Here is a 22,783-nt window from a genome sequence, read left to right as displayed (position 1 = left end):
ATGCGCGTCGGGATCCGCGCACGGGCCGGGCGGCGAGAATGGATCCATGACCTCGGCCCCGCAGCGATCGTCGACACACCTGCCCGACTGGGCGGCAGACGCGATCGCAATCGCGGTCGTCGTGCTGACGCTCGCGGTCCCGGATCGCGGTCCGATGGGGCCGGGGCCCCACGGCGCGGAGGCCGCGACGTCGATCGTCGCGTTCGCCGCCGTCGTGGCCGCAGCTGCGGCCCTGCCTCTGCGCCGCCGCTGGCCGATCGCGGTGACGGTCGGCTGCCTCGCGCTGTACGGCGCCACGGCATTCGTCGGCCCGGCCTCGCTCGGCGCCGGCATCGCGGTCGTCATCGCGGCGTACTCGATGGGATCCCGGCGCCCGCGCCGATTCGGCTTCACGGTGGGTGGGCTCGGTGCGCTGGCCGTCGCCGTACTGAGCGTGACGACCGCCGACTTCGGCGTTGTCGACCCCCGTGTGTTCCAGGTCGCCGCCGCCATCGCCGTCGCAACGGCCCTCGGCGACAGCGCTCGTTCGCGGCGCGACTATCTGCGCGCGGCCGAGGAGAGGGCGGAGCGGGCCGAACGTACGCGCGAGGCCGAGGCGCATCGCCGCGTCGCGGAGGAACGGTTACGCATCGCGCAGGATCTACACGACACCGTCGCCCACCGCATCTCCGTGATCAGCCTCAACGCGGGCGTCGCCTCCGGGGCACTCGAGGAGCGCCCCGATAAGGCGCGGGCGGCGCTCGCGACGATTCGTGAGGCCTCCCGGGCGGTGCTGGGCGACATCGGCGACCTGCTGCGATACCTGCGCGGCACCGAGCAGGCGGTTGAGGCGCCCCAGCTCGGCCTCGCCTCCCTGTCCGAGCTCGTCGCGTCATTCGAGGCTGCGGGCCTCCGCGTCGAACTGCACGCGAACGGCGATCTCGCGCGCGCGGCGGGCGCGACCGACCGGGTGGCGTACCGGATCGTGCAGGAGGCGCTCACCAATGCCCACAAACACGGATCGGGGCGCGCGGCGCGCGTCGAGCTGACGGCGGGCGAGGACGCGCTCGTCATCGAGGTGACGAATCCCGCGTCCCGCACCGGGACCGCGCTACCGGGCGGCGGGCTCGGCCTCATCGGGATGCGCGAGCGCGCGGCTGCCGTGCGAGGATCGGTCTGGTCCGGTCACGAGGACGGCGTCTACCGTCTGCGGGCCGAGCTGCCGTTCGCGAAGGGAAGCGCCTCATGACCACCGTGCTCGTCGTCGACGACCAGTCGCTGATCCGCCAGGCCGTGACCGACCTCCTCCATGGGAGGGACGGCGTGCGGGTCGTGGGCGAGGCGACCAACGGCGCCGCAGCCGTCGAGGCGGTGCGCGCCCTGCGCCCGGACGTCGTCCTGATGGACATCCGCATGCCGGTCCTCGATGGCATCGCCGCGACGACGGCGATCTGCTCCGATCCGGCAAACGTCGACACTCGGGTGCTGATCCTCACCACCTTCGAGGAGGACGACTACGTCGTATCGGCGCTCCGCGCGGGCGCGAGCGGCTTCATCGGAAAGGGATCCGAGCCCGAGGACATCCTGCGCGCCGTGCGTGCCGTCCATGCGGGCGATGCTCTCCTCTCGCCCGCCGCGACGCGCAGCCTCATCTCACGCGTCGTTCGCGGGCGGTCCCCCGAGCCCTCGCCCGAGATCGAACTGCTCACGGAGCGCGAACGCGAGGTGCTCGAGTTCGTCGCGCGCGGGCGCTCGAACCAGGACATCGCGGCGCAGCTTTTCATCTCGCCGCACACCGCGAAGACGCATGTCAACCGCATCATGGCGAAGGTCGGCGCGCACGACCGCGCGCAACTCGTGATCCTCGCCTACGAGAGCGGGCTGGTCTCCCCCGGCGCGTGACCCGTGGCCGCCGTTATGGGGACGGCGACTCCGGCGGCGCCCCGGTGTCGGCGGGCCGCCGCGGGATCCACGCCCACATCGCGAGCGCTGCGGCGAAGCCGATGCACCCCGTCGCGACCACGCCGACGCTCAGCGAGGCGAGGGCCGTGAGACTCGAGAGCAGCACGGGCCCGAGTCCCGCGCCGGCATCGGCGAACTCCCGCCACAGGCCGAGGAAGGTCGGGCGCCCGACCGCCGGCGACACATCCGCACCGAGCGTCATGATGATGCCCGAGCCGAGGCCGTTTGCGAAGCCCATCAGCATCGCGGCGAGCATGAGCGCGACGAACCCGCCGGTAAGCGGCATGAGCACGAAGCTCATCCCCATGAGCACCATGCACGGTACGGCGACGGCGCGACGGCCGAAGCGGTCCATGACCTTGCCCGCGGGATAGAAGACGGCCGCATCGATCGCACCGGCGATGCCGTAGATGATCGACGCCTGCGATTCGTCGAGACCGATGTGCGTGGCCCAAAGCGGGATGACGATCTGACGCGATTGGCGGATGGCGCTGAGAAGCAGCACGGCGATGCCCAGCGTGAGGAAGGTGCGCCAGTGGGTCGTGAACATGCGGGCGGTTGAGATGGACTTCGCCGCGTGCACGGCCGCGGGCGTGCGTGTCTCGAGATCGGGCACCGTGAAGGCGATGAGGCCCGCGCCGATCACCGCGACGAGCGAGATCACGTACGCGCTCGTCACGCCGAAGAAGTGCATTGCGGCCGCGCTGAGAAACGGTCCGATGAACACGCCGATGCGCATGGATCCGCCGAGCGTCGACAGCGCCCGCGCGCGCATGCGCGGCGGCACCATGTCGGTCAGATATGTCTGCCGGGCGAGCGTGAAGACCGCCGCGGCCGCGCCGAGCACGAACACTCCCGCGCCGTAGACCCACAGCCCGAACGGCAGGATGCACAGAAGCAGGCCGCACGCGGAGGCCGCGGCGGCCAGCACCATGCTGAGACGCTCACCGATGCGGGTCGTGAGCGCGCCCGCGGGGATGTTGGTGAGGATCGAGCCGATGCCGAGGAGTGCGGCGATGAACGCCGCCGTGGAGAGCGAGGCGCCCTTCTCGATGGCCGAGAGGATGATGACGGGGAGCATCGCCCCCTCCGCGAGCCCGAAGAGTGCGGACGGACCGTACGCCGCGACGGCGATATCGCGCAATCGGAAGGACTCGGCATCGGGTAACGGGCGGCGGTTCATATGCCCTCAGAATAGCTCCGAGCACATCCCACGCTGACGCCGCGCACGCGAAGACCCCCGCCGCTCGGCGGGGGTCTTCGTGATGCGGGATTACTCCTCGTCGGCTCCGGAGGCGATGCGATCCGCCTCCGCGCTGTCGATGCGACTGGGGTCGGCATCCGGGTCGAGGACGGTCTCGCCCTCCTCCTCGACGACCGGCGCGTTGACGTCCTCGTCGCTGGGCGGCGGCACCACGGGGATGAAGTTGGGGATGGGGTTGGTCATGTCATCTCCTCTCGTTGCCCCGAATATACGAGGCGGATCCGGCGGCCCCGATGGGGTTGACAAGCGAGCCGCGGAGCCGCTATCTCAGGCGCCGGGAACCGGATCGGGCCCGGCGCCGTGCTCGGCGACATAGGCCTCGGGACCATGCTCCGCGGCCTGCGGATCCATGTATCCGAACTCGAGGTTGTTGCCGTCCGGGTCTTCGATGGAACGCTGGTACATGAATCCGTAGTCCTGCGCATGGCGGGGTTCGGATCCGCCCGCGGCGAGACCCGCGGCAATCTTCGCGTCGACCTCCTCGCGGGACCCGAGCATGAACGACACGATGACCTGCGCGCTGGCGTGCGCGTCGGCGATGGGCTTATCGGTGAACTGCGAGAAGTGCCCGTGTGTCAGCACCATGAAGAAGGTGTCGTCGTCCCAGACGATGCATGCCGCGTTTTCATCGGTGAAGAGCGGGTTGATGTCGCAACCCAGTGCGGTATAGAACGCCTTGCTGCGCTCGAGATCGGTCGTGGGCAGGTTGACGAAGATCATGCTGGCTCCATTGCTCGGGTGTTGCACGACACACGCGGCCCGGATCGGGCGTAATCAATGTACCGGGATCGAGCGCGCGGCAACAGAGGCGAGAAACGCGGCGGACTGCAGAGCAAAAATCCCTGCCCGGCGATGCCGGACAGGGACGATCTGTGGACCCAGGGGGACTCGAACCCCCGACCCCCTGCATGCCATGCAGGTGCGCTACCAGCTGCGCCATGGGCCCAGAAAAAGACTTGCTCCCGCGGGAGGCAAATCGTGGACCCAGGGGGACTCGAACCCCCGACCCCCTGCATGCCATGCAGGTGCGCTACCAGCTGCGCCATGGGCCCGATTTGTGATGTGTTGCCCTCGCGGACAACTCATTCAGCTTACAACAATCGGTTGATTCAGGCGAAATCGCCCGCGACGGACGGGCGTGTCGGCATCTCGAACGGCACCGTCGGGCAGTCCTTCCACAGGCGCTCGAGCGCGTAGTACTCGCGCTCCTCGCCGTGGAACACGTGCACGATGAGATCGCCAAAGTCGCACAGGATCCAGCGGCCGCCGGCCTTGCCCTCGCGGCGCAGGAGCTTGTGGCCGGTCTTGTGCAACTCGCGCTCGATCTCGTCCGAGATCGCACCGACGTTGCGCTCCGAGCGGCCCGTGACGATGAAGAAGATGTCGGCAAGCGGCATCGGCTCGGACACGTCGAGGGCGACGAAGTCTTCACCACCCATCTTGTCGGCCGCGTTGACCGCGGTCTGAAGCATGTCGAGAGACGAATCGCGCACTAGTTGAAAGCTCCTGTGAAGTAGAGGGTGGCAAGGGTGCCGACGGCAACGATACCGAGCGCACCTGCCGTGATGCCGAGGACGAGAAGAAGGTTGCGCCCTTTCTCGGGGGTCGGCGGGCGCAGCACCTCGGCCGCGCTCTTCTGGGTCGAGATCGCACTCGATGCCGCGATCGGCGTCGGCGACGACGCCGCGGGGAGCTCGCCGTCGATGAGCACCGCGTCGATGTCGCGGCCATCGGTGGTGCCGTGGGCGGCGCCGGTCGAGCCGATGCCATCCGGAAGGCGGTGCGAGCTCGTCATCAGGATCGAGCTCGGCGACGTCGTCGGGCCCTGCTCCATGAGCGAGTCGAAGCTGGTGTTGTCCCGCGTTGTCGAGGTGCCCACTCCGGATCCGAATGCCGGGTCGAGCTTCGGCATCTCGAAGACCGTCGTGCTGACGGGCGTATCCGGCTGTGTCAGCGGCGGCGCGTCGGCTTCCGGTGTCGACGGAAGCTCGGCGCTGACGATCGGCACCTCGTTCGTGCGGAGCTGGCGCATCTCCTTGCGCGTGAGCGGCGGATGGGGCCGCGGCGCGGGATCTGCCTTCTCCGCCGGCGACTGCTCGACGGCCGGATCCGGCGCGGTGGTCGAGGCGTCGTCGACCGCGGCCTCCGTCTGCGATGCGGGCTCGGCCGACGGGGCCTCGGCGGCCTCATCGATCGGAGGAGCCGCCGCCTCGCCGCGGCCGGTCGAGTCGATGCCCTTGGCGCGAAGCTCACGAAGCTCACGCCGCGTCAGCGGGCGGCCGGTCTGCTCGTCAGGTGTGCTCATGCCCTGCTCCGATAAAGATGATGTTTCGCAATGTACTGAACGACGCCGTCTGGCACCAGATACCACACCGGTTGGCCCCGCTCCACGCGCTGCCGGCAGTCGGTGGACGAGATCGCAAGCGCGGGGATCTCGAGCTGGCGGATCTGGTCGTTGGGAAGATCATGCGTCTCCAACACGTGACCCGGCCGTGAGACCGCCACAAAATTCGCGAGGCTCCAGAGATCGTCGTGGTCTCGCCACCCGAGGATCTGCGCCACGGCGTCCGCGCCCGTGATGAAGAACAGTTCCGCATCCGGCCGCTGTTGCTTGAGATCACGAAGCGTGTCGACGGTGTAAGTGGGGCCGTCCCGGTCGATGTCGACCCGGCTCACGGTGAAGCGGGGGTTGGACGCGGTCGCGATGACCGTCATCTCGTAGCGGGCATCGGCCGGCGACACCTCGGTCTTGTGCCAGGGCTGCCCCGTCGGCACGAAGATCACCTCGTCCAGATCGAAGCTCGTCGCCACCTCGCTCGCGGCCACCAGGTGGCCGTGATGGATGGGATCGAACGTACCGCCCATCACCCCGATGCGCGGCACTCCGGACGATGAGGTCACGTGTGCGACCTCAGTGCTGGTGCTCGTCGTCGTGCTTCTTCGCGGGCTCGTGACGGTGCGCGACGTTCGAGTACGACGCCGTGATGAGCGCGAGGATGCCGAAGACGGCGACCGCGATGAGGCCATAAGGAAGCGTCTCGAGCGCGAGCTGCATGTGATCGACGCCCTCGGATGCGAGGGTGACGATGGAGGAAGCGGTGTGCATCCTGACTCCGTTCAGAGGAAAAACGTGTGTGGTGTCAGCTTATCGTGTGGCACTGACGAAGCCTGTCAGCGACGAACCTGTCCGGCGCCTCGTCCGACCCACTTCGTGCTCGTCAGCTCGGGAAGCCCCATCGGCCCGCGGGCGTGCAGCTTCTGCGTCGAAATGCCGACCTCGGCGCCGAACCCGTACTCGCCGCCGTCGGTGAAGCGCGTCGACGTGTTGACGTAGACGGCGGCCGAGTCGACCTCGGCGAGGAAACGCTCGGCATTGCGCACATCGGTCGTGACGATCGTCTCCGTGTGATGCGTGCTGTAGGTGTCGATGTGATCGAGGGCGTCGTCGAGGCTGTCGACGACGCGCATCGCGATGTCGAGCGTGAGGTACTCGGTCGCCCAGTCGTCCTCGGTCGCCGGCACGACACCGTCGAGAAGCGACGCCACGGTCTCGTCGCCGTGGATGGTGACGCCGGCCTCCTGCAGTGCCCTCCCGACGAGCGGCACCAGGCGCTCGGCCGCGTCGCGCAGGACGAGCACGCTCTCGGCCGAGTTGCAGACGCTCGGGCGATGGGTCTTCGAATTCACGGTGATCTCGCGAGCCCAGTCATCGGGCGCGCTCGAGTCGAGGACGACGTGCACGTTGCCGGCGCCGGTTTCGATCACGGGCACCGTGGACGTCGTGACGACGGTCTCGATGAGCGAGGCGGATCCGCGCGGCACGAGCACGTCGATGAAGCCGCGGCCCGTCATGAGCGCCGTCGCGCCGTCGCGGCCGAAGTCGTCGACGGTCTGGATCGTGTCGCGGTCGATGCCGAGACCCGCGAGGGCCTCGCGCATCACGTCGACCAGCACCATATTCGAGCTGAGCGCGGCGCTTCCACCGCGCAGTACCGCGGCGTTGCCGGAGCGCAGCGCGAGGGCCGCGATGTCGACGGTCACGTTCGGACGCGCCTCATAGATCGCCCCGACCACGCCGAACGGGACGCGGATCTGCTCGAGGCGCACGCCGTTCGCGAGGCGCGAGCCGCGCACGACCTCGCCGACGGGATCCGGGAGCGACGCGACCTCGCGCGTCGCGTCTGCGAGCGCGGACACCCGCGCCTCGTCGAGCGCGAGGCGGTCGAGCAGCGAATCGCCGATGCCGTTCTCCCGGCCGCGCTGCAGGTCCTCCGCATTGGCCGCGATGATCCGCGCGCTATTCGCCTCGAGCGCGTCGGCGATCGCGCCCAGCGCCTCGGACTTCTGCGTGCTCGTCAGGCGAGCCGCGCCTCGGGACGCCCGCTTCGCGGCACGAAAGCGCTCTTCGATCGCTGCAGCCGTCATGGTCACTCCTCGTCGTGAAGTATCACGGACAGCACGTCCGTGCGGGGCTCGGCGCTCGGCGCCGGCGCGAACCACGTTCCGACGCTGTCGCCCGCAAGCGCCGCACCGATGTTGTCCGCGCTCGTGACGAGCGCTCCGATCCCATTATCCTGCGCGAGGCGGGCGGCGGTCGCCTTCGTCGCCGCTCCCCCGGTTCCGACGCTGTTGACGACCTTGTCGCCGAACTCGAAGCGCGACAGATCGTCGCCCGCGGCGATGGTATCGATCGGTCGGGAGCCCTCCCGGTCCGGCGGGGCCGTGTAGAGCGCGGTGATGTCGCTCAGCAGCACGAGCGCGTCGGCCTTCATGAGGTGCGCGACGAGCGCCGAGAGTCGGTCGTTGTCACCGAAGCGGATCTCGTGCGTCGCGACCGTGTCGTTTTCGTTCACGATCGGCAGGATCCCGAGTGTCAGCATGCGGTCGATCGCGCGGCGCGCGTTCTGCCGCGGCGTGTCGTTCTGCATGTCGCTCAGGGTCAGCAACACCTGGCCCGCGAGCAGCGCGTGCCGATCGAGGCTCGCCTGCCACCGGCGCATCAGCACGTTCTGGCCGACCGCCGCGGCGGCCTGCTGCGAGGCGAGGTCGTTGGGGCGCGTCGTTCCGAAGTCGACGAGCGACAGCGCCGTCGCGATCGCGCCCGAGGAGACCAGGATCACCTCCTGCCCGCGGGCACGCGCCGCCGCGATGGCGTCCACGAGCGGATCGATGCGCCACGACGAGTCACCGCTGATCGACGAGGAGCCGACCTTGACGACGACGCGGCGCGCGCTCGCGATCTCACCGCGCGTGTATGCGGTCACTCCGCGCCTCCGAGGTACTCCTCGTCGCCCTGGCGCGCGAGGCGGCGCTCTTCTTCGAGGGCACGCTCAATCGTGCGGGCATCCTGGCGCGCCTTGTACGCGTCGCGGCGCTCGGCCGTCGTGCGCCGCTGATTGCCCTCGAGCCGCGGATCGGTGCCTCGCGGCGCCTGCGTCAGCTCGGCCGCCGACGTCAGCGAGGGATCCCAGTCGAAGACCATGTCCTCGTCGCCGACGACGACCGTCGCCCCCGGCGTCGCACCGGCGCGGTAGAGCGCGTCCTCCACACCGAGCTTCTCGAAGCGGTCGGCGAGATAACCGACGGCTTCCTCGTTGTTGAAGTCGGTCTGCTTCACCCAGCGCTCGGGCTTCTCTCCCCGGATGCGGAAGAAGGTGCCGTAGGAGCCGCCCTCCTTCACGATCGTGAAGTCCTTCTCCGAGCCCTTCGGGCGGATGATGATGCGCTCGGCGGGCGCCTCGACCGGGGCGTTCACGCGCTGATCCTCGACGATCTCGCCGAGCGCAAAGGTCAGTTCGCGCAGCCCGCGGCGCGCGACTGTCGACACCTCGAAGACGCGGTACCCGAGGGCCTCGATATCGGGACGCACGAAGTCGGCCAGTTCCTCGGCCTCGGGCACGTCGATCTTGTTCAGCACGACGATCTGCGGGCGCTCCAAGAGCGGAACCTGGCCCTCCGGGACCTCGTAGTTGCCGAGCTCGGACCGGATGACCTCGAGGTCGCTGAGCGGATCGCGGCCCGGTTCGAGGGTGGCGCAGTCGAGGACGTGCACGAGCGCGGTGCACCGCTCCACGTGCCGCAGGAACTCGAGACCCAGGCCCCGGCCTTCGCTCGCACCCTCGATGAGCCCGGGTACGTCGGCGACCGTGTATCGCACGTCGCCGGCCTGCACCACGCCGAGGTTCGGATGGAGGGTCGTGAACGGGTAGTCCGCGATCTTCGGCCGAGCGGCCGAGATCGCCGCGATCAGGCTCGACTTGCCGGCGGACGGGTACCCGACGAGCGCGACATCGGCGAGCGTCTTGAGCTCGAGCACGACGTCGCCCTCCCACCCGGGCGTGCCGAGCAGCGCGAATCCCGGTGCCTTCCGCTTCTGCGAGGCGAGCGCCGCGTTGCCGAGGCCGCCCTGGCCGCCGGGCGCCGCGATGAAACGCATGCCGGGCTCGCTGAAGTCGGCGAGTACCTCGCCCGACGGATCCTTGATGACGGTGCCGATCGGAACGGGCAGCTCGAGCGTCTGCCCCTTGTGCCCGTGGCGCATGTCGCCCATGCCAAAGCCGCCATTTTCCGACTTCCGGTGGGCGGAGAAGTGGTACGCGAGCAGCGTCGTCGTCTGCGGGTCGGACACGAGCACGATGTCGCCCCCGTCACCGCCGTTTCCGCCGTCGGGGCCGGCGAGTGGCTTGAACTTCTCTCGGCGCACAGAAACGCAGCCATTGCCACCGCTTCCCGCCTTCAGGTGGAGGGTGACTTCATCGACGAACGTGACCATGGTGCCTCTTTATAGGAAGATTCGAGATAACGCGAAACGGGGGCGAGCTGAAGCCCGCCCCCGTTCCAAGCGAAGTGTCCGCGAGAATTACTCGGCGGCGGCCACCACGTTGACGACCTTGCGGCCGCCCTTGGAGCCGAACTCGACAGCGCCCGCTGCGAGAGCGAACAGCGTGTCGTCGCCACCGCGGCCGACGTTGGCGCCCGGGTGGAAGTGGGTGCCGCGCTGGCGGACGAGGATCTCGCCGGCGTTGACCTCCTGGCCGCCGAAGCGCTTCACGCCGAGGCGCTGCGCGTTCGAGTCACGACCGTTGCGGGTGGAGCTTGCGCCCTTCTTATGTGCCATCTCTTAGCCTCTTCTCGCGAATTACTTGATGCCGGTGATCTTGACGCGCGTGAGGTCCTGACGGTGACCCTGGCGCTTCTTGTAACCGGTCTTGTTCTTGTACTTCTGGATGACGATCTTCGGGCCGCGAAGGTCGTTCAGAACCTCAGCCGTGACCGTGACCTTGGCGAGAGCCTCGGCGTCGGTCGTCACAGCAGCGCCGTCGACGAAGAGAACGGCGGGCAGCTCGATCGACTCACCCTCGGCGGCCTGGACACGGTCGAGTGTGATGATCGAGCCAACCTCGACCTTCTCCTGCCGGCCACCGGCGCGAACAACTGCGTAAACCACGTTGATACCTGTTTCATTGGGGATGGCGCGGGGCCATCCGAATCTCACGGGAAACCTTGGCGTATCGAGCCCCGAGGGAACAGGGCCTTCTACGATCCTCTACGCACTGGAGGTGCGTGGTGCCTCCCCGAGCATGGTGTGTGTCGTGCCGCCAGTGGGTGAGCGCACGACAGGGGGATGCACCAAAGAGATACTTTACCCGACTTCCGGGGCCGACGGCGAATCAGTCGGGCGGCGCGCCGCGTGAATTCGTCGAGAATATGCTGACAGGCATGACCATCCTCGTCGACACCCCCATGTGGCCCGCACACGGCCGGCTCTGGTCGCACCTCGTGAGCGACGCGAGCCTCGACGAGCTGCACGCATTCGCCGAGCGCGCGGGGATCCCGCGCCGTGCGTTCGACCTCGATCACTACGACGTCGCCGAGGAGAGTCTCGAGCGCCTCATCGCCGCGGGGGCCCGGCGCGTCTCGAGCGGTGAGTTGACCCGAGCCCTGATCGCCTCGGGCCTTCGGGTCCGCGCGAAGGACCGGCCCGGGCGCGGAACGCACCCGGGCCGGTAAACGCGGATCTCAGTCCTCGTCGGAGGCGACCGGCGCGACGTTGACGGCGGTTCCCGTCAGCGCCGCCGTGGTGACGCGGCGGCGCGAGCGCCCCTGTCCCGGCGCCTTCGGCTCCGGCAGAGCGTTGAGCACCGACGCGAGCAGATCGTTCGGGTCGTTCGTCGCCGCCTGTCCCGATGCGGCCGGGGATCCGCCCGTATCGCTCGCGCGACGCCGGCGCGGCTTGCGCGGGCGCTCCTCCTGCTCGGACTGCGCGCCGCCGCGCGGGCCCTCGGGAAGGATGCCCGCGAGCTGGTCCAGCGAGCGCGGTGCGACCGCCGGCGCCGCAGGCGCGGCGTCGTCGTGGTGCTCGAGCGTCGAGGCGGCGATCTTCGCGAGCGCCGACTTCGCGCTCTCGGTGTTCACGTGCGCCGACGAATCGGCCTTCTCGGTAGCGTGCTCGCTCTTCGCGGGCGCGCTCTGACGCGGCTTGCTGGTGGATCCGCCGCGTGTGCGCTTGGCGGGCGCCGACGAACGGTGCTTCATCACGGGGTCGTGGTGCACGACCACGCCGCGGCCCGCGCACACCTCGCACGGCTCGCTGAACGTCTCGAGGAGCCCGAGACCGATCTTCTTGCGGGTCATCTGCACGAGGCCCAGGGAGGTGACTTCCGCGACCTGATGCTTGGTCCGATCGCGGCTGAGGCACTCGATGAGGCGGCGAAGCACGAGGTCTCTGTTCGACTCGAGCACCATGTCGATGAAGTCGACCACGATGATGCCACCGATGTCGCGCAGGCGCAGCTGGCGCACGATCTCCTCGGCGGCCTCGAGGTTGTTCTTCGTGACCGTCTCCTCCAGATTGCCGCCGGAACCGACGAACTTTCCGGTGTTGACGTCGATCACCGTCATCGCCTCGGTGCGGTCGATCACGAGGGATCCGCCGGAGGGCAGCCAGGCCTTGCGGTCGAGCGCCTTCTCGATCTGCTCCGTGATGCGGTACTCGTCGAAGGGGTCGTTCTCGCCGTCGTAGCGCTCGACGCGCTCGAGGAGATCGGGCGCGACCGACTCGAGGTACCGCGTGATCGTCTCGTACGACTCGGCGCCCTGGATGATCATCTTCTGGAAGTCTTCGTTGAAGACGTCGCGCACGATCTTCACGAGCAGGTCGGGCTCGGAGTGCAACATCGCCGGCGCATTGCCCTTCTCGACCTGCACCTGAATGTGCTCCCACTGCTGCGCCAGGTGCTGCACGTCGCGCGTGAGCTGCTCCTCCGTCGCGCCCTCGGCGGCGGTGCGGACGATCACGCCCGCGTGCTCCGGCAGAACCTTCTTGAGGATCTTCTTCAGGCGCGCGCGCTCCGTGTCGGGAAGCTTGCGCGAGATGCCGTTCATGGATCCGCCCGGCACGTACACGAGGTAGCGACCCGGAAGCGAGATCTGGCTCGTGAGGCGGGCGCCCTTGTGTCCGACCGGATCCTTCGTGACCTGCACGAGGACCTTGTCGCCCTGCTTCAGCGCCAGCTCGATGCGGCGGGGCTGGTTGCCGGTCTCGACGGCGTCCCAGTCGACCTCGCCCGAGTAGAGCACGGCGTTGCGTCCGCGCCCGATGTCGACGAAGGCCGCCTCCATGGAGGGCAGCACGTTCTGCACGCGACCGAGGTACACGTTGCCGATCAGCGAGGCCTCCTGGGCCCGGGCGACGTAGTGCTCCACGAGCACGCCATCCTCCAGCACGCCGATCTGCGTGCGGCCCTGCTTGGAGCGCACGACCATCTGACGGTCGACCGATTCGCGGCGCGCCAGGAACTCCGCCTCGGTGACGACCGTGCGTCGACGCCCGGCGTCGCGGCCATCGCGTCGCCGCTGCTTCTTCGCCTCGAGGCGCGTCGAGCCCTTGATGCGCTGCGGCTCGGTGATCACCTCGACGACGCGCTGGCGCGGCTCATGGCGCTCGTCGTCGTTCGACCCCCGACGGCGGCGACGACGGGACGCCCGATTGCCGCTCTCCTCGTCGATGTTCGCGTCGTCGTACGCGGTGACGGGAATCGGCGGGAACAGGCTGATGTCGGGCGCGTGGAACTTCAGCGCGGTTGAGACGCGCGACACGAAGTTCTCCTCGATGAGCCCCAGGCTCACGGCCGTGGGGATCTCGGGCGTCTTCTCGGCGCTCTCGCCCGAGGGCTCCGCCTCGCCGGCGTCCTCCGTGGAGACGCCCTGAGCGGCGGATTCGACCGCCTCGCTCACGGGCTCGTCGGTGGCGGCGCTCTCATCGGGCGATTCGTTCTGCTTATTCGTCTCTTCGGCCATATCCGGCGGACTCCCTGCACGGGCCGTGCCCGTTACGTTCGTGTTGCACTGCGCGCTGCGCGACAACGTCTCATCATTCTGCGGCCACGTCGTGCCCGACGCGGGCCGCGCGGAGCAGCCATTGCTCCGAAGTCTTCTGCCGCCATTATCGCACTTCCCGGGCTCATCACGCGTTTCTCGCCTTTCTGACAGCCCCGGGCGCGTCACCCTAAGCTTCGCAATGTCAGACTATGGAGCATGTCTCCCCAGACCACCAAGCGCCCCACGGGGCTCGCCATCTGGCTCGTGATCGCCGGCGTCGTCGGGCTCGTCGCGGCGTTCCAATTGACGATCGAGAAGTTCGACGCGCTGTACGCGACGATCGAGGACCCGAACGGCGTGCACGCGGCGAGCTGCGACATCAGCCCCATCGTGCAGTGCACGGTCAACCTCAACTCACCGCAGGGATCCGCCTTCGGGTTTCCGAATCCGGTGATCGGCCTGATCGGCTGGATGGCGTCGCTGGTCGTCGGCATGGCGATTCTGGCGGGAGCCCGATTCGGCAGGTGGTTCTGGCTCGCGTTCACGGCGGGCCTGACCTTCGCCTTTGGCTTCGTGTGCTGGCTGATCTATCAGAGCATCTTCAACCTCGGCACCCTGTGCCCCTGGTGCATGGTCACGTGGGTCGTGACGATCCCGTCCTTCTATGCCGTTCTCCTGCACAGCGTGCGCATCGGCGCCATCCCGCTCGGCGAGAAGATGAAGCAGATCGCGAACACGCTGATGGCCTGGCTTCCGCTGCTCGCGACGGCCTCGTACCTCATCATCGCCGTCATCGCGATCACGAAGCTGCCGATCCTCGACTGGATCTTCTACGACGTGCTGCAGCTGGGCTGAGCCCGAACGCAGAAGTGCCCCGCACCGTCATACGGTGCGGGGCACTGCCGTTCCGGCTCAGCCGAACCAGAGGCCGAGCTCGCGCTGGGCCGACTCGACGCTGTCGGAGCCGTGGACGAGGTTCTGCTGAACCTTGAGGCCCCAGTCGCGTCCGAGGTCGCCGCGGATCGTGCCGGGCGCCGCGGTCGTCGGGTCGGTCGTTCCCGCGAGCGAGCGGAAGCCCTCGATGACGCGGTCACCGGCGACGCGCACGGCCACGACGTCTCCGGACATCATGAACTCGACGAGCGGCTCGTAGAAGGGCTTGCCCTCGTGCTCGGCGTAGTGCGCGGCGAGCAGCTCGCGCTCGGGGGTGAACTTGCGGATGTCGACGATCTCGTATCCCTTGCGCTCGATGCGCGAGAGGATCTCGCCGGTGAGCTGACGCTTGACGCCGTCGGGCTTGACGAGAACGAGGGTCTCTTCGATGGCCATGAGGTGCCTTCCTATGGTCGGGTGCGTGAAGAATCTACCGGATCAGTCCGTGCCGAGTTCTCGGCGTTGCTCCTGTACGCGGCGCTCGATCTTCGAGCCGCCGATCATCGCATACGCGTACAGCGCACCGAAGATGATCGTGACGAGGAGGATGGCGGGCACGAGGAAGGCGCCGAGGGCGATCACGAACTGAATCGCCCACCCGAGGATCCGGCCCCACGCCCAGCGCAACGTTCCGCTTGCCGCCAGGGTGACCACGAATCCGACGGACCCGGCGACGATGCCCCACCACCGCGGTATGCCCTCGGGCAGTGCGCTGAGCCCGAAGATTACGAGGCCCGCGAGGAAGACCACGATCGACTCGAAGCCGAGCACGACGGAGCCGACCTTCTCGGGCAGCGTCCGGTAGCGGCGCGGCTTCGGCTGCACGCTCTCCCCGCTCACTTCTTCCACCCCTCGGCGCGGGCGAGCGCGATCGCCTCGCCGCCCAAAACAATGGATCCGGCGATCACGATCGCGCGTTTGTCTCCCTCGGCGGCCCACTCGCGGGCGGCATCGGTGGCATCGACGATGTTCAAGTGAACTGTGGGATGCAGGCCGAGCTGCTCGGCGGCGTCCGCCACCTCGTCCTCGGATGCGCTCCGCTCCGACTCGGCGGACGTGGCGAACAGGTGCGTCGTGATCGGCAACAGCTGCTCGATCGTGCCGACGATGTCCTTGTCGCCCATGGCGCCGAAGACGACGCCCCACTCGTCGAAGTCGAAGTACTCGGGCAGGGACGCCGCGAGGGACGCCGCGCCGTGCGGGTTGTGCGCCGCGTCGACGATCACCGTCGGCTCCGTGCCGATCAGCTGGAGCCGTCCGGGTGAGGTGGCGTTCGCGAAGCCCTCGGTGCGCACGTCGTCGGCGATCTTCTGCGACCCGCCCCCGATGAGGGCTTCGACAGCGGCCACCGCGAGCGCGAGGTTCTCGGCCTGGTGGCGACCGTAGAGCGGCAGGTACTCCTCGTCGTAGGCACCGGCGAGCCCGCGGACGGCGACGAGCTGCCCGCCGACGGCCAGCTTCGCCGACTCGAGCGCGAACTCGTCGCCGGCGAAGGCGATCCGTGCGCCCTGCTCCTGCGCGACGCGCCGCAGCACGGCGGCCACACCGGGAGACTGCGTCGCGGACACCACGTGCGCGCCGGGCTTGATGATCCCCGCCTTGACCTCGGCGATCTCCTCCGGCGTGCCGCCGAGGCGTGCCGCGTGATCCATCGCCACGGGCGTGATCACGGCGACGTCGCCGTCCGCGGTGTTCGTCGAGTCCCAGGCACCGCCCATGCCCACCTCGAGAACGAGCACGTCGACGGGCGCGTCGGCGAAGGCGACGAAGGCGAGCACCGTCAGGAGCTCGAAGAACGTCAGAGGGTTCTGACCATCGGCGTCGAGCTCGGCATCGACGATCGGGATGAACGGCTCGATCTCCTCCCACGCGTCCGCGACGCGGTCGTCGGAGATCGGCTTGCCGTCGATGAGGATCCGCTCGGTGAACCGCACCAGGTGCGGGCTCGTGAAGAGACCGGTGCGCAGCCCGTGCGCACGGACCAGCGACTCGATCATGCGCGAGGTCGAGGTCTTGCCGTTCGTGCCGGTGACGTGCACGACCCGATAGGTGCGCTGCGGGTTGTCGAGGTACTCGAGCAGCCGGGCGGTGCGCTCCAGGCGCGGCTCGACCCATGCCTCGCCCGCGCGGGCGAGGAGCTTCTCGTAGACGGCGTCGGCGCGCTGCACGTCGCTCACTTGGTCTCCTGACGGGTCACGGCGATGGTGACGTCGCCAGCGTTCGCGTACGTGCCGGCGGCGATGACGTGGACGAATTCGGCGCCGTCCGTGCCCTCCCCGATCGACGACTCGGTCGCGAGGGTCTCGGTGGCGACGCCCGCGGCGTCCCACGCCTGCTCGACGGCGGCGCGGTCGTCTTCCGAGGCGAACTCGAGCTGCAGCCGGATGCGGTCCGAGACATCGAAGTCCGCCTGCTTCCGCGTGTCCTGCACGGCGCGGATCATGTCGCGAGCGAGCCCCTCCGCCTCCAGCTCGGGCGTGGTCTCGGTGTCGAGGATCACGAAGCCGCCGCCGGGGAGCGTCGCGATGGCCTCGCCCGCGGGGCGGCCCGAGGTGTCCAGCGCGAGCTCGTACTCGCCGTCGACAAGCTCGATCCCGCCGGCCGTGACGACACCCGCAGACTCCGACCAGTCCCCCGACTTCGACGCCTTGATCACCTGCTGCACCTGCTTGCCGAGGCGCGGGCCGATGGCACGGGCGTTGACGGTGAGGCGGTGCGAGATCCCGTACCGTTCCGCGGTGTCGTCGGTCAGTTCGTCGAGCTCGACCGACTTCACGTTGAGCTCGTCGCGCAGGATGTCCTCGAACTGGGCGAGTCCCACGGATCCGGGCACGACGACCGTCAGCTTCGCGAGCGGCAGGCGCACGCGCAGTTTTTCCTTCTTGCGCAGCGCATTCGCGACGCTCGACGCGTCGCGCACGGCGTCCATCGCCTCGCGGATGTCCTCCGCGGCGGGGAACTGAGCCGCATCTGGCCAATCGGTCAGGTGCACGCTCCGGCCGCCCGTGAGGCCCTGCCACACGCGCTCGGCGACGAGGGGAAGCATCGGCGCCGCGACGCGGCACAGCGTCTCAAGCACCGTGTACAGGGTGTCGAAGGCCTCCCTCGTCGTCGGATCCTCGGTGACATTGCCCCAGAAGCGGTCTCGGGAACGACGGATGTACCAGTTGGTCAGCGCGGACGCGAAGTCGCGCAGCCGCTCGGCGGCGGTCGTCGAGTCGAGACGCTCGAGGTCGGCCTCGACGTCGCGGACGAGGTCGCCCGTGAGCGCCAGGATGTAGCGGTCGAGCACGTTCGTGGATTCGGTCGTGAAGCGCGCCTCGTAGCCCGCAGCGTTCGCGTAGGTCGCGAAGAAGTACCACGAGTTCCAGAGCGGCAGCATGAACTCGCGCACACCCTGGCGGATCCCCTCCTCCGTGACGGAGAGGTTCCCGCCGCGCAGCACGCTCGACGACATCAGGAACCAGCGCATCGCGTCGGATCCGTCGCGGTCGAAGACCTCGTTGACGTCGGGGTAGTTGCGCAGCGACTTCGACATCTTCTGACCGTCGTTGCCGAGCACGATGCCGTGGCAGCTCACGCCCGTGAACGCGGGGCGATTGAACAGCGCCGTCGACAGCGTGTGCATGACGTAGAACCACCCGCGCGTCTGACCGATGTATTCGACGATGAAGTCCGCGGGCGAGTGGCTGTCGAACCACTCCTTGTTCTCGAAGGGGTAGTGCACCTGGGCGAAGGGCATCGAGCCCGAGTCGAACCACACGTCGAAGACGTCCTCGATGCGGCGCATCGTGCTCTTGCCCGTGGGGTCGTCGGGGTTCGGGCGCGTCAGATCGTCGATGTACGGGCGGTGCAGGTCGGGCTCGCCCTGCTCGTTGAGCGGCAGGCGGCCGAAGTCGCGCTCGATCTCCTCGAAGGATCCGTATGCGTCAACGCGGGGATAGTTCGGGTCATCGCTCTTCCACACGGGGATCGGCGAGCCCCAGTAGCGGTTGCGGCTGATCGACCAGTCGCGCGCGCCCTCGAGCCACTTGCCGAACTGGCCGTGCTTGACGTTCTCGGGCGTCCAGGTGATCTGCTCGTTGTTCGCGATCAGGTCGTCCTTGAAGTCCGTCACGCGGATGAACCAGCTCGACACCGCCTTGTAGATGAGCGGGTTGCGGCAGCGCCAGCAGTGCGGATAGCTGTGCTCGTACGACTGCAGGCGCAGTAGGCGGCCGTCGCCGCGCAGGCGGCGGACGATGTCCATGTTGGCGTCGAGCCAGAGCTGCCCGGCGAAGTCCGGAACGATCGGGAGGAAGGTGCCGTCGTCTGCGAGCGACACGATGGTAGGGATGCCCGCGGCGTCGGAGAGCCGCTTGTCGTCCTCACCGTAGGCGGGGGCCTGATGCACCAGCCCGGTGCCGTCCTCCGTCGAGACGTAGTCGTCGACGAGGATCTGCCAGGCGCTCTCGGTGCCCCACTTCTCCGTGTCGGTGAAGTAGTCGAAGAGGGGCTCGAAGCGCACGCCGCCGAGCTCGGATCCCGTCACCGTCTTCACGACGGCGGCCCGGGCGGCGTCGGCGTCCTCGTAGCCGAGGTCCTTCGCGTATCCGCCGAGCAGTTCGGCCGCGAGGAGAACCGTGGATCCGCCAAAGGATTCCTTCGCGCCGGCCTCGCCCACGGGAACAACGACGTAGTCGATCGCGGGTCCGGCCGCCAGCGCGCTGTTGGTCGGAAGGGTCCATGGGGTCGTCGTCCACGCCAGGGCGGAGACTCCGGCGAGCCCCAGCTGCTCCGCGCGCTCGCCGACGAGAGGGAAGCCGACCGTGACGGACGGATCCTGGCGGTCCTTGTAGACGTCGTCGTCCATGCGCAACTCGTGATTCGACAGCGGCGTCTGGTCGCGCCAGCAGTACGGCAGCACTCGGTAGCCCTCGTAGGCGAGCCCCTTGTCGAAGAGCTGCTTGAAGGCCCACAGCACGCTCTCCATGAAGCCCGTGTCGAGCGTCTTGTAACCGCGCTCGAAGTCGACCCAGCGCGCCTGCCGGGTGACGTAGTCCTGCCACTCGCGGGTATAGGCGAGGACGGACTCACGGGCCTTCGCGTTGAACGCGTCGATGCCCATCTCCTCGATCTCGCTCTTCTCGGTGATCCCGAGCTGTTTCATGGCCTCGAGCTCGGCCGGCAGACCGTGCGTGTCCCACCCGAAAACGCGGTCGACCTTCTTTCCGCGCATCGTCTGGAAGCGCGGGAAGAGGTCCTTCGCGTAACCGGTCAGGAGGTGGCCGTAGTGCGGGAGGCCGTTCGCGAAGGGCGGACCGTCGTAGAAGACCCACTCCTCTGCGCCCTCGCGCTGCGCGATCGAGGCTCGGAAGGTGTCGTCGTCCTTCCAGAAGCCGAGGATCTCGCGCTCCACATCGGGGAAGCTCGGGGACGGGGTCACGGCATCGGCCGCGGCGCCGAATGCGCTCTTCGGGTAGGTCATGTCACTCCAGCAGTTCTACGTGGATCGAACTGCGAGGACGACCGTCTCCGGCCGCGGTACCACCCCGCGTTGCCCCCCTCCCGGGGTGCCCCTCTCACTGCGGCTGTGACGGGCCTGCCCCGCGCGGTTCTAGTGAGCCCCGAGGGACCGTTCTTCCGCGTGCTCCCCGGTGATGGCCGGATCAGTGCGTCTGAGAGCGATTCTACCCCGCGCAGCCGTGCGCGCGCTCGCGGCAGAGCATTGACAGCCACACCGGCTCACCCTAGCCTCGAGTAACCGGTTACCCGTCGGGGTGACCGGGCGCATTGACGAAAGGTGCAACGATGCCCCGCCCCTCCCTTGTGTCTCCCCCTCGCCGCCGAACGCGGCCGAAACTGCTCGTCGCGGCCGCCGCCATCCCGATCGCCGTCGGTGTTCTCACTCCCCTCCCGGCCGTCGCGGCACCGATGTCCGATCTCCTGCGCCTCATGGGCGCCCCGAACGCATCCTCACTCGACGGACCGATCTGGTCTGCTACCGCCACGGGCTTCGCGTCCGCGCCCACGGCCGAGCTCCCTCACGGCACGACGGGCGGTGCCGGCGGCGATACCGTCGTCGCGCGCGATGCGGCCTCCCTCGCCGCCTACGCGGCGAGCGAGGAACCCCTGATCATTCTCGTGAGCGGCGACATCGTCGTCGGCGACGGTGACATGATCACGGTCGGCGATGACAAGACGATCGCCGGCGCAGCCTCCGGAGGCGCCATCGTCGACGGCGGCTTGTTCGTCGACAACGCGGAGAACGTCGTGATCCGCAACCTCACGTTCCGCGACTCGTACATTCCGGGCGACTGGGACGGAAAGTTCGACGACAACGACAACGACGGCATCCGGATCGACACGTCCGACCACGTATGGATCGATCACAACGAGTTCGCGCGCGTCGGCGACGGACAACTCGACGTGCGGAAGGATTCCACCGCGATTACGGTGTCCTGGAACTACTTCCACGATCACAACAAGACCCTCGGCGTGGGGTGGACGGAGCAGGCGCTGACCACGATCACGCTCCACCACAACCGCTTCTCGAACGTCCATCAGCGCAACGCCAGCCTCGATAACGTCGCGTACGGCCACGTCTACAACAACTGGTTGTCGGGTGTGAGTTCGTATGGGATCAACGCCCGGGGCCAGGCGAGCGTACTCGTCGAATCGAGCGTCTTCGAACAGGCCCGCAATCCGCTGATCGCAGACGGTGGCCGCGTGCATCAGCGCGACAACATCTTCCGGGATGTGTGGGGGACGGAACCCGCGGAGTCCGGGCCGACGTTCGAGGCATCGGAGTTCTACGCGTACACGGCAGATCCCGCCGACGAGGTCGTCGGTCTCCTGACGGCGCACGCCGGAACGACCAAGACTCCCCGCGTGGAGCGAATCGCGCGACACGTCACGGTCGCACAGGATGGCACGGGAGACTTCGCCTCCATTCATGCCGCGGTCGGAGCCGCCTCACGCTCGCCGCACCCCGTTGAGATCGTCGTCGAACCCGGCGTCTATCGCGAGGTGGTGTCGATCTGGAAGGGTGCGGACCGCCTCACGATCCGCGGTGCGACGGGAAATGCCGGGGATGTCGTCGTGACCTATGACAAGCCGGATATCGACTGGGCGAACACCCCGACCGTTTCGGTCTACGCGGAGAACCTCGAGCTGCGCGACCTCACGATCGAGAACTCGTACGACGGGTCGGCGGGCGAGAGCGTCGCGTATGCCCTGCGCAATTCGGCGGACCGCACCGAACTTCGCAATGTCGTCATCATCGGCGACGTGGACGAGGGCGACCCGCGGTGAGCGACGCGCGACGGCACCGGCGCTCCGATGGGAGGGCGGGTGCCGTCGCGCGGGCGCGGCTCAGGAGAGAACGTCGTCGAGCCGCGCGTAGCTGGCCTCCATCCCGTCGACCATGCCCGTCGCAAGGATGGCGTCGCGCTCTTCCTGGCTGCCGTACGTGATCACATAGGTGAGAAGCGTGCCCTCTGGCACGGGAGTGAAGGTGACCTCGTTCACGGTCTCCCCCGGGAAACCCTCCATTCGCTCCGTGTGCACGATGCGATGCTCGGGATCCGACTCCCGCACCTCGCCCACGATGCCGAATGGCTCGCCCTCCGTCCCGGGCAGCGGCGCCCAGCGATAGGCGAACGACGATCCCGCGTCGGCGGGCGGGGTGACCTCGGTCATCTCCCACCCGTCCGGGCCGAGCTGCCAGCGTCGCAGCAGGTCCGCGTCGTGGTGGGCGCGCCACACGTCACTCACGGATCCGCGCACGACGCGAGAGATCCGCACCGTTGTTCCCGAGATCTCCTGCACGAGAGTCGGACGATCGGCGGCGAAACTCGACAGGTCGGCCAGAACCGCATCGATCTGACTCATCGCCGAGCGCGTGCCCTCGACCATGCCCATTGGGACGAGCTGCTCGAGTTCCTCGAGACTCGCGAAGTGCGTGGTCATCACCGCGCGGGAGCCCTCGCCGGCATCCTCGAAGCGGAACTGCATCCGCATCGACGGCATGTCGCGACTCGGCTCCCTATCCGGGCCGCAGAAGCCATCGAGCACCTCGAAGGAGTCGGTCGCATCGACCGCGAGGAACTCCCAGTAGCCTGACGAGGTGTCGCCGTCCGGGCCGGTCATCACATAGCGGCTCTGGCCGCCGGGATACATGTCGTGACGGAGGAAGCGCGCGGGGTAGGTCTCGGGGCCCCAGAACTGTTCGATCAGGCGGGGATCGGCGTAGGCGTCCCACAGTCGCTGCTTGGGCGCCGCGAACTCGGCGACGATTGTCAGCGTGAGTGCGTCGTGATCGACATCGATCGTGGTGATAGGCAT

At 68.3% G+C, this 22,783-nt stretch carries 23 protein-coding genes and 2 tRNA genes; 5 read left to right on the top strand and 20 right to left on the bottom strand.

Features of this window, described 5'->3' with window-relative positions; genetic code table 11:
• The first annotated feature begins 46 nt into the window (after positions 1–46).
• Positions 47–1,228 carry a sensor histidine kinase gene (locus tag IEX05_RS05270; protein ID WP_188700311.1) on the top strand — a complete coding sequence of 394 codons (1,182 nt, stop codon included), beginning with the start codon at positions 47–49 and terminating at the stop codon, positions 1,226–1,228.
• Positions 1,225–1,881 (top strand): response regulator, encoded by a 657-nt coding sequence (locus tag IEX05_RS05265; protein ID WP_188700310.1) that lies wholly within the window; start codon positions 1,225–1,227, stop codon positions 1,879–1,881. Before IEX05_RS05270 ends, IEX05_RS05265 begins: the two co-directional genes overlap by 4 nt.
• Positions 1,882–1,894: 13 nt before the next feature.
• On the opposite strand, the gene IEX05_RS05260 is transcribed toward IEX05_RS05265, so the two are convergent.
• From IEX05_RS05260 to rplU, 14 genes are all read right to left on the bottom strand, one after another.
• On the bottom strand, positions 1,895–3,124 hold the full coding sequence (locus IEX05_RS05260; RefSeq protein WP_188700309.1) for an MFS transporter: 1,230 nt from the start codon (positions 3,122–3,124) through the stop codon (positions 1,895–1,897).
• A 90-nt stretch (positions 3,125–3,214) separates the two neighbouring features.
• Complete coding sequence (locus IEX05_RS05255) at positions 3,215–3,388, bottom strand: hypothetical protein (RefSeq protein WP_188700308.1); 174 nt, start codon at positions 3,386–3,388, stop codon at positions 3,215–3,217.
• A gap of 84 nt (positions 3,389–3,472) precedes the next feature.
• Positions 3,473–3,925: a VOC family protein gene (locus IEX05_RS05250; protein ID WP_188700307.1), complete on the bottom strand. Its 453-nt coding sequence runs from the start codon at positions 3,923–3,925 to the stop codon at positions 3,473–3,475.
• Positions 3,926–4,078: 153 nt separating this feature from the next.
• Positions 4,079–4,151 (bottom strand) — tRNA-Ala (locus IEX05_RS05245).
• Positions 4,152–4,184: 33 nt separating this feature from the next.
• Positions 4,185–4,257, bottom strand: a tRNA-Ala gene (locus IEX05_RS05240).
• Between the two features lie 57 nt (positions 4,258–4,314).
• The gene (gene rsfS, locus IEX05_RS05235) at positions 4,315–4,677 is read right to left on the bottom strand and encodes a ribosome silencing factor (RefSeq protein WP_188700306.1); all 363 of its coding nucleotides are present in this window, start codon (positions 4,675–4,677) and stop codon (positions 4,315–4,317) included.
• Between the two features lie 20 nt (positions 4,678–4,697).
• Positions 4,698–5,510, bottom strand: a complete 813-nt coding sequence (locus tag IEX05_RS05230) for a hypothetical protein (RefSeq protein WP_188700305.1) — start codon at positions 5,508–5,510, stop codon at positions 4,698–4,700.
• Positions 5,507–6,106 (bottom strand): nicotinate-nucleotide adenylyltransferase, encoded by a 600-nt coding sequence (gene nadD / locus IEX05_RS05225; RefSeq protein WP_268237860.1) that lies wholly within the window; start codon positions 6,104–6,106, stop codon positions 5,507–5,509. Before nadD ends, IEX05_RS05230 begins: the two co-directional genes overlap by 4 nt.
• Before the next feature lie 10 nt (positions 6,107–6,116).
• Entirely contained in the window at positions 6,117–6,311 is a 195-nt protein-coding gene (locus IEX05_RS05220) for a hypothetical protein (protein ID WP_188700304.1), read from the bottom strand.
• Positions 6,312–6,376: 65 nt separating this feature from the next.
• Entirely contained in the window at positions 6,377–7,630 is a 1,254-nt protein-coding gene (locus IEX05_RS05215; protein ID WP_188700303.1) for a glutamate-5-semialdehyde dehydrogenase, read from the bottom strand.
• Positions 7,631–7,632: 2 nt separating this feature from the next.
• Positions 7,633–8,469 carry a glutamate 5-kinase gene (gene proB, locus IEX05_RS05210; protein WP_188700302.1) on the bottom strand — a complete coding sequence of 279 codons (837 nt, stop codon included), beginning with the start codon at positions 8,467–8,469 and terminating at the stop codon, positions 7,633–7,635.
• Entirely contained in the window at positions 8,466–9,977 is a 1,512-nt protein-coding gene (obgE, locus tag IEX05_RS05205; protein ID WP_188700301.1) for a GTPase ObgE, read from the bottom strand. The genes proB and obgE overlap by 4 nt, the downstream gene beginning before the upstream one ends.
• Before the next feature lie 87 nt (positions 9,978–10,064).
• Entirely contained in the window at positions 10,065–10,322 is a 258-nt protein-coding gene (gene rpmA, locus IEX05_RS05200) for a 50S ribosomal protein L27 (protein WP_114116624.1), read from the bottom strand.
• A 21-nt stretch (positions 10,323–10,343) separates the two neighbouring features.
• Positions 10,344–10,652, bottom strand: a complete 309-nt coding sequence (rplU, locus tag IEX05_RS05195) for a 50S ribosomal protein L21 (RefSeq protein ID WP_188700300.1) — start codon at positions 10,650–10,652, stop codon at positions 10,344–10,346.
• Positions 10,653–10,924: 272 nt separating this feature from the next.
• Between rplU and IEX05_RS05190 the strand changes: the two genes are divergently transcribed.
• A complete protein-coding gene (locus tag IEX05_RS05190; protein WP_188700299.1) occupies positions 10,925–11,215 on the top strand; it encodes a DUF4031 domain-containing protein in 291 nt (96 codons plus the stop codon).
• A 9-nt stretch (positions 11,216–11,224) separates the two neighbouring features.
• Here the strand turns inward: IEX05_RS05190 and IEX05_RS05185 are convergent, their stop codons facing one another.
• On the bottom strand, positions 11,225–13,504 hold the full coding sequence (locus IEX05_RS05185; RefSeq protein WP_188700298.1) for an Rne/Rng family ribonuclease: 2,280 nt from the start codon (positions 13,502–13,504) through the stop codon (positions 11,225–11,227).
• Positions 13,505–13,741: 237 nt separating this feature from the next.
• On the opposite strand from IEX05_RS05185, the gene IEX05_RS05180 reads away from it, so the two are divergent.
• Positions 13,742–14,380: a vitamin K epoxide reductase family protein gene (locus IEX05_RS05180; protein ID WP_188700297.1), complete on the top strand. Its 639-nt coding sequence runs from the start codon at positions 13,742–13,744 to the stop codon at positions 14,378–14,380.
• Between the two features lie 57 nt (positions 14,381–14,437).
• Here IEX05_RS05180 and ndk read toward each other — a convergent pair whose 3' ends face one another.
• From ndk to ileS, 4 genes are read right to left on the bottom strand one after another with little or no spacing between them, the layout of a single operon-like run.
• On the bottom strand, positions 14,438–14,854 hold the full coding sequence (ndk, locus tag IEX05_RS05175; protein WP_188700296.1) for a nucleoside-diphosphate kinase: 417 nt from the start codon (positions 14,852–14,854) through the stop codon (positions 14,438–14,440).
• Positions 14,855–14,896: 42 nt separating this feature from the next.
• Positions 14,897–15,298: a DUF4233 domain-containing protein gene (locus IEX05_RS05170; RefSeq protein ID WP_229661133.1), complete on the bottom strand. Its 402-nt coding sequence runs from the start codon at positions 15,296–15,298 to the stop codon at positions 14,897–14,899.
• Complete coding sequence (locus tag IEX05_RS05165) at positions 15,295–16,635, bottom strand: bifunctional folylpolyglutamate synthase/dihydrofolate synthase (protein WP_188700294.1); 1,341 nt, start codon at positions 16,633–16,635, stop codon at positions 15,295–15,297. Before IEX05_RS05165 ends, IEX05_RS05170 begins: the two co-directional genes overlap by 4 nt.
• Entirely contained in the window at positions 16,632–19,925 is a 3,294-nt protein-coding gene (gene ileS, locus IEX05_RS05160) for an isoleucine--tRNA ligase (RefSeq protein WP_188700293.1), read from the bottom strand. The genes IEX05_RS05165 and ileS overlap by 4 nt, the downstream gene beginning before the upstream one ends.
• A gap of 323 nt (positions 19,926–20,248) precedes the next feature.
• On the opposite strand from ileS, the gene IEX05_RS05155 reads away from it, so the two are divergent.
• The gene (locus tag IEX05_RS05155) at positions 20,249–21,751 is read left to right on the top strand and encodes a pectinesterase family protein (protein WP_188700292.1); all 1,503 of its coding nucleotides are present in this window, start codon (positions 20,249–20,251) and stop codon (positions 21,749–21,751) included.
• 60 nt (positions 21,752–21,811) lie between these two features.
• Here IEX05_RS05155 and IEX05_RS05150 read toward each other — a convergent pair whose 3' ends face one another.
• On the bottom strand, positions 21,812–22,783 hold the full coding sequence (locus IEX05_RS05150) for an SRPBCC family protein (protein WP_188700291.1): 972 nt from the start codon (positions 22,781–22,783) through the stop codon (positions 21,812–21,814).

It is taken from the genome of Microbacterium nanhaiense (assembly GCF_014646015.1).
GTDB lineage: Bacteria > Actinomycetota > Actinomycetes > Actinomycetales > Microbacteriaceae > Microbacterium > Microbacterium nanhaiense.
This window is presented reverse-complemented; position numbering and strand designations above follow the sequence as displayed.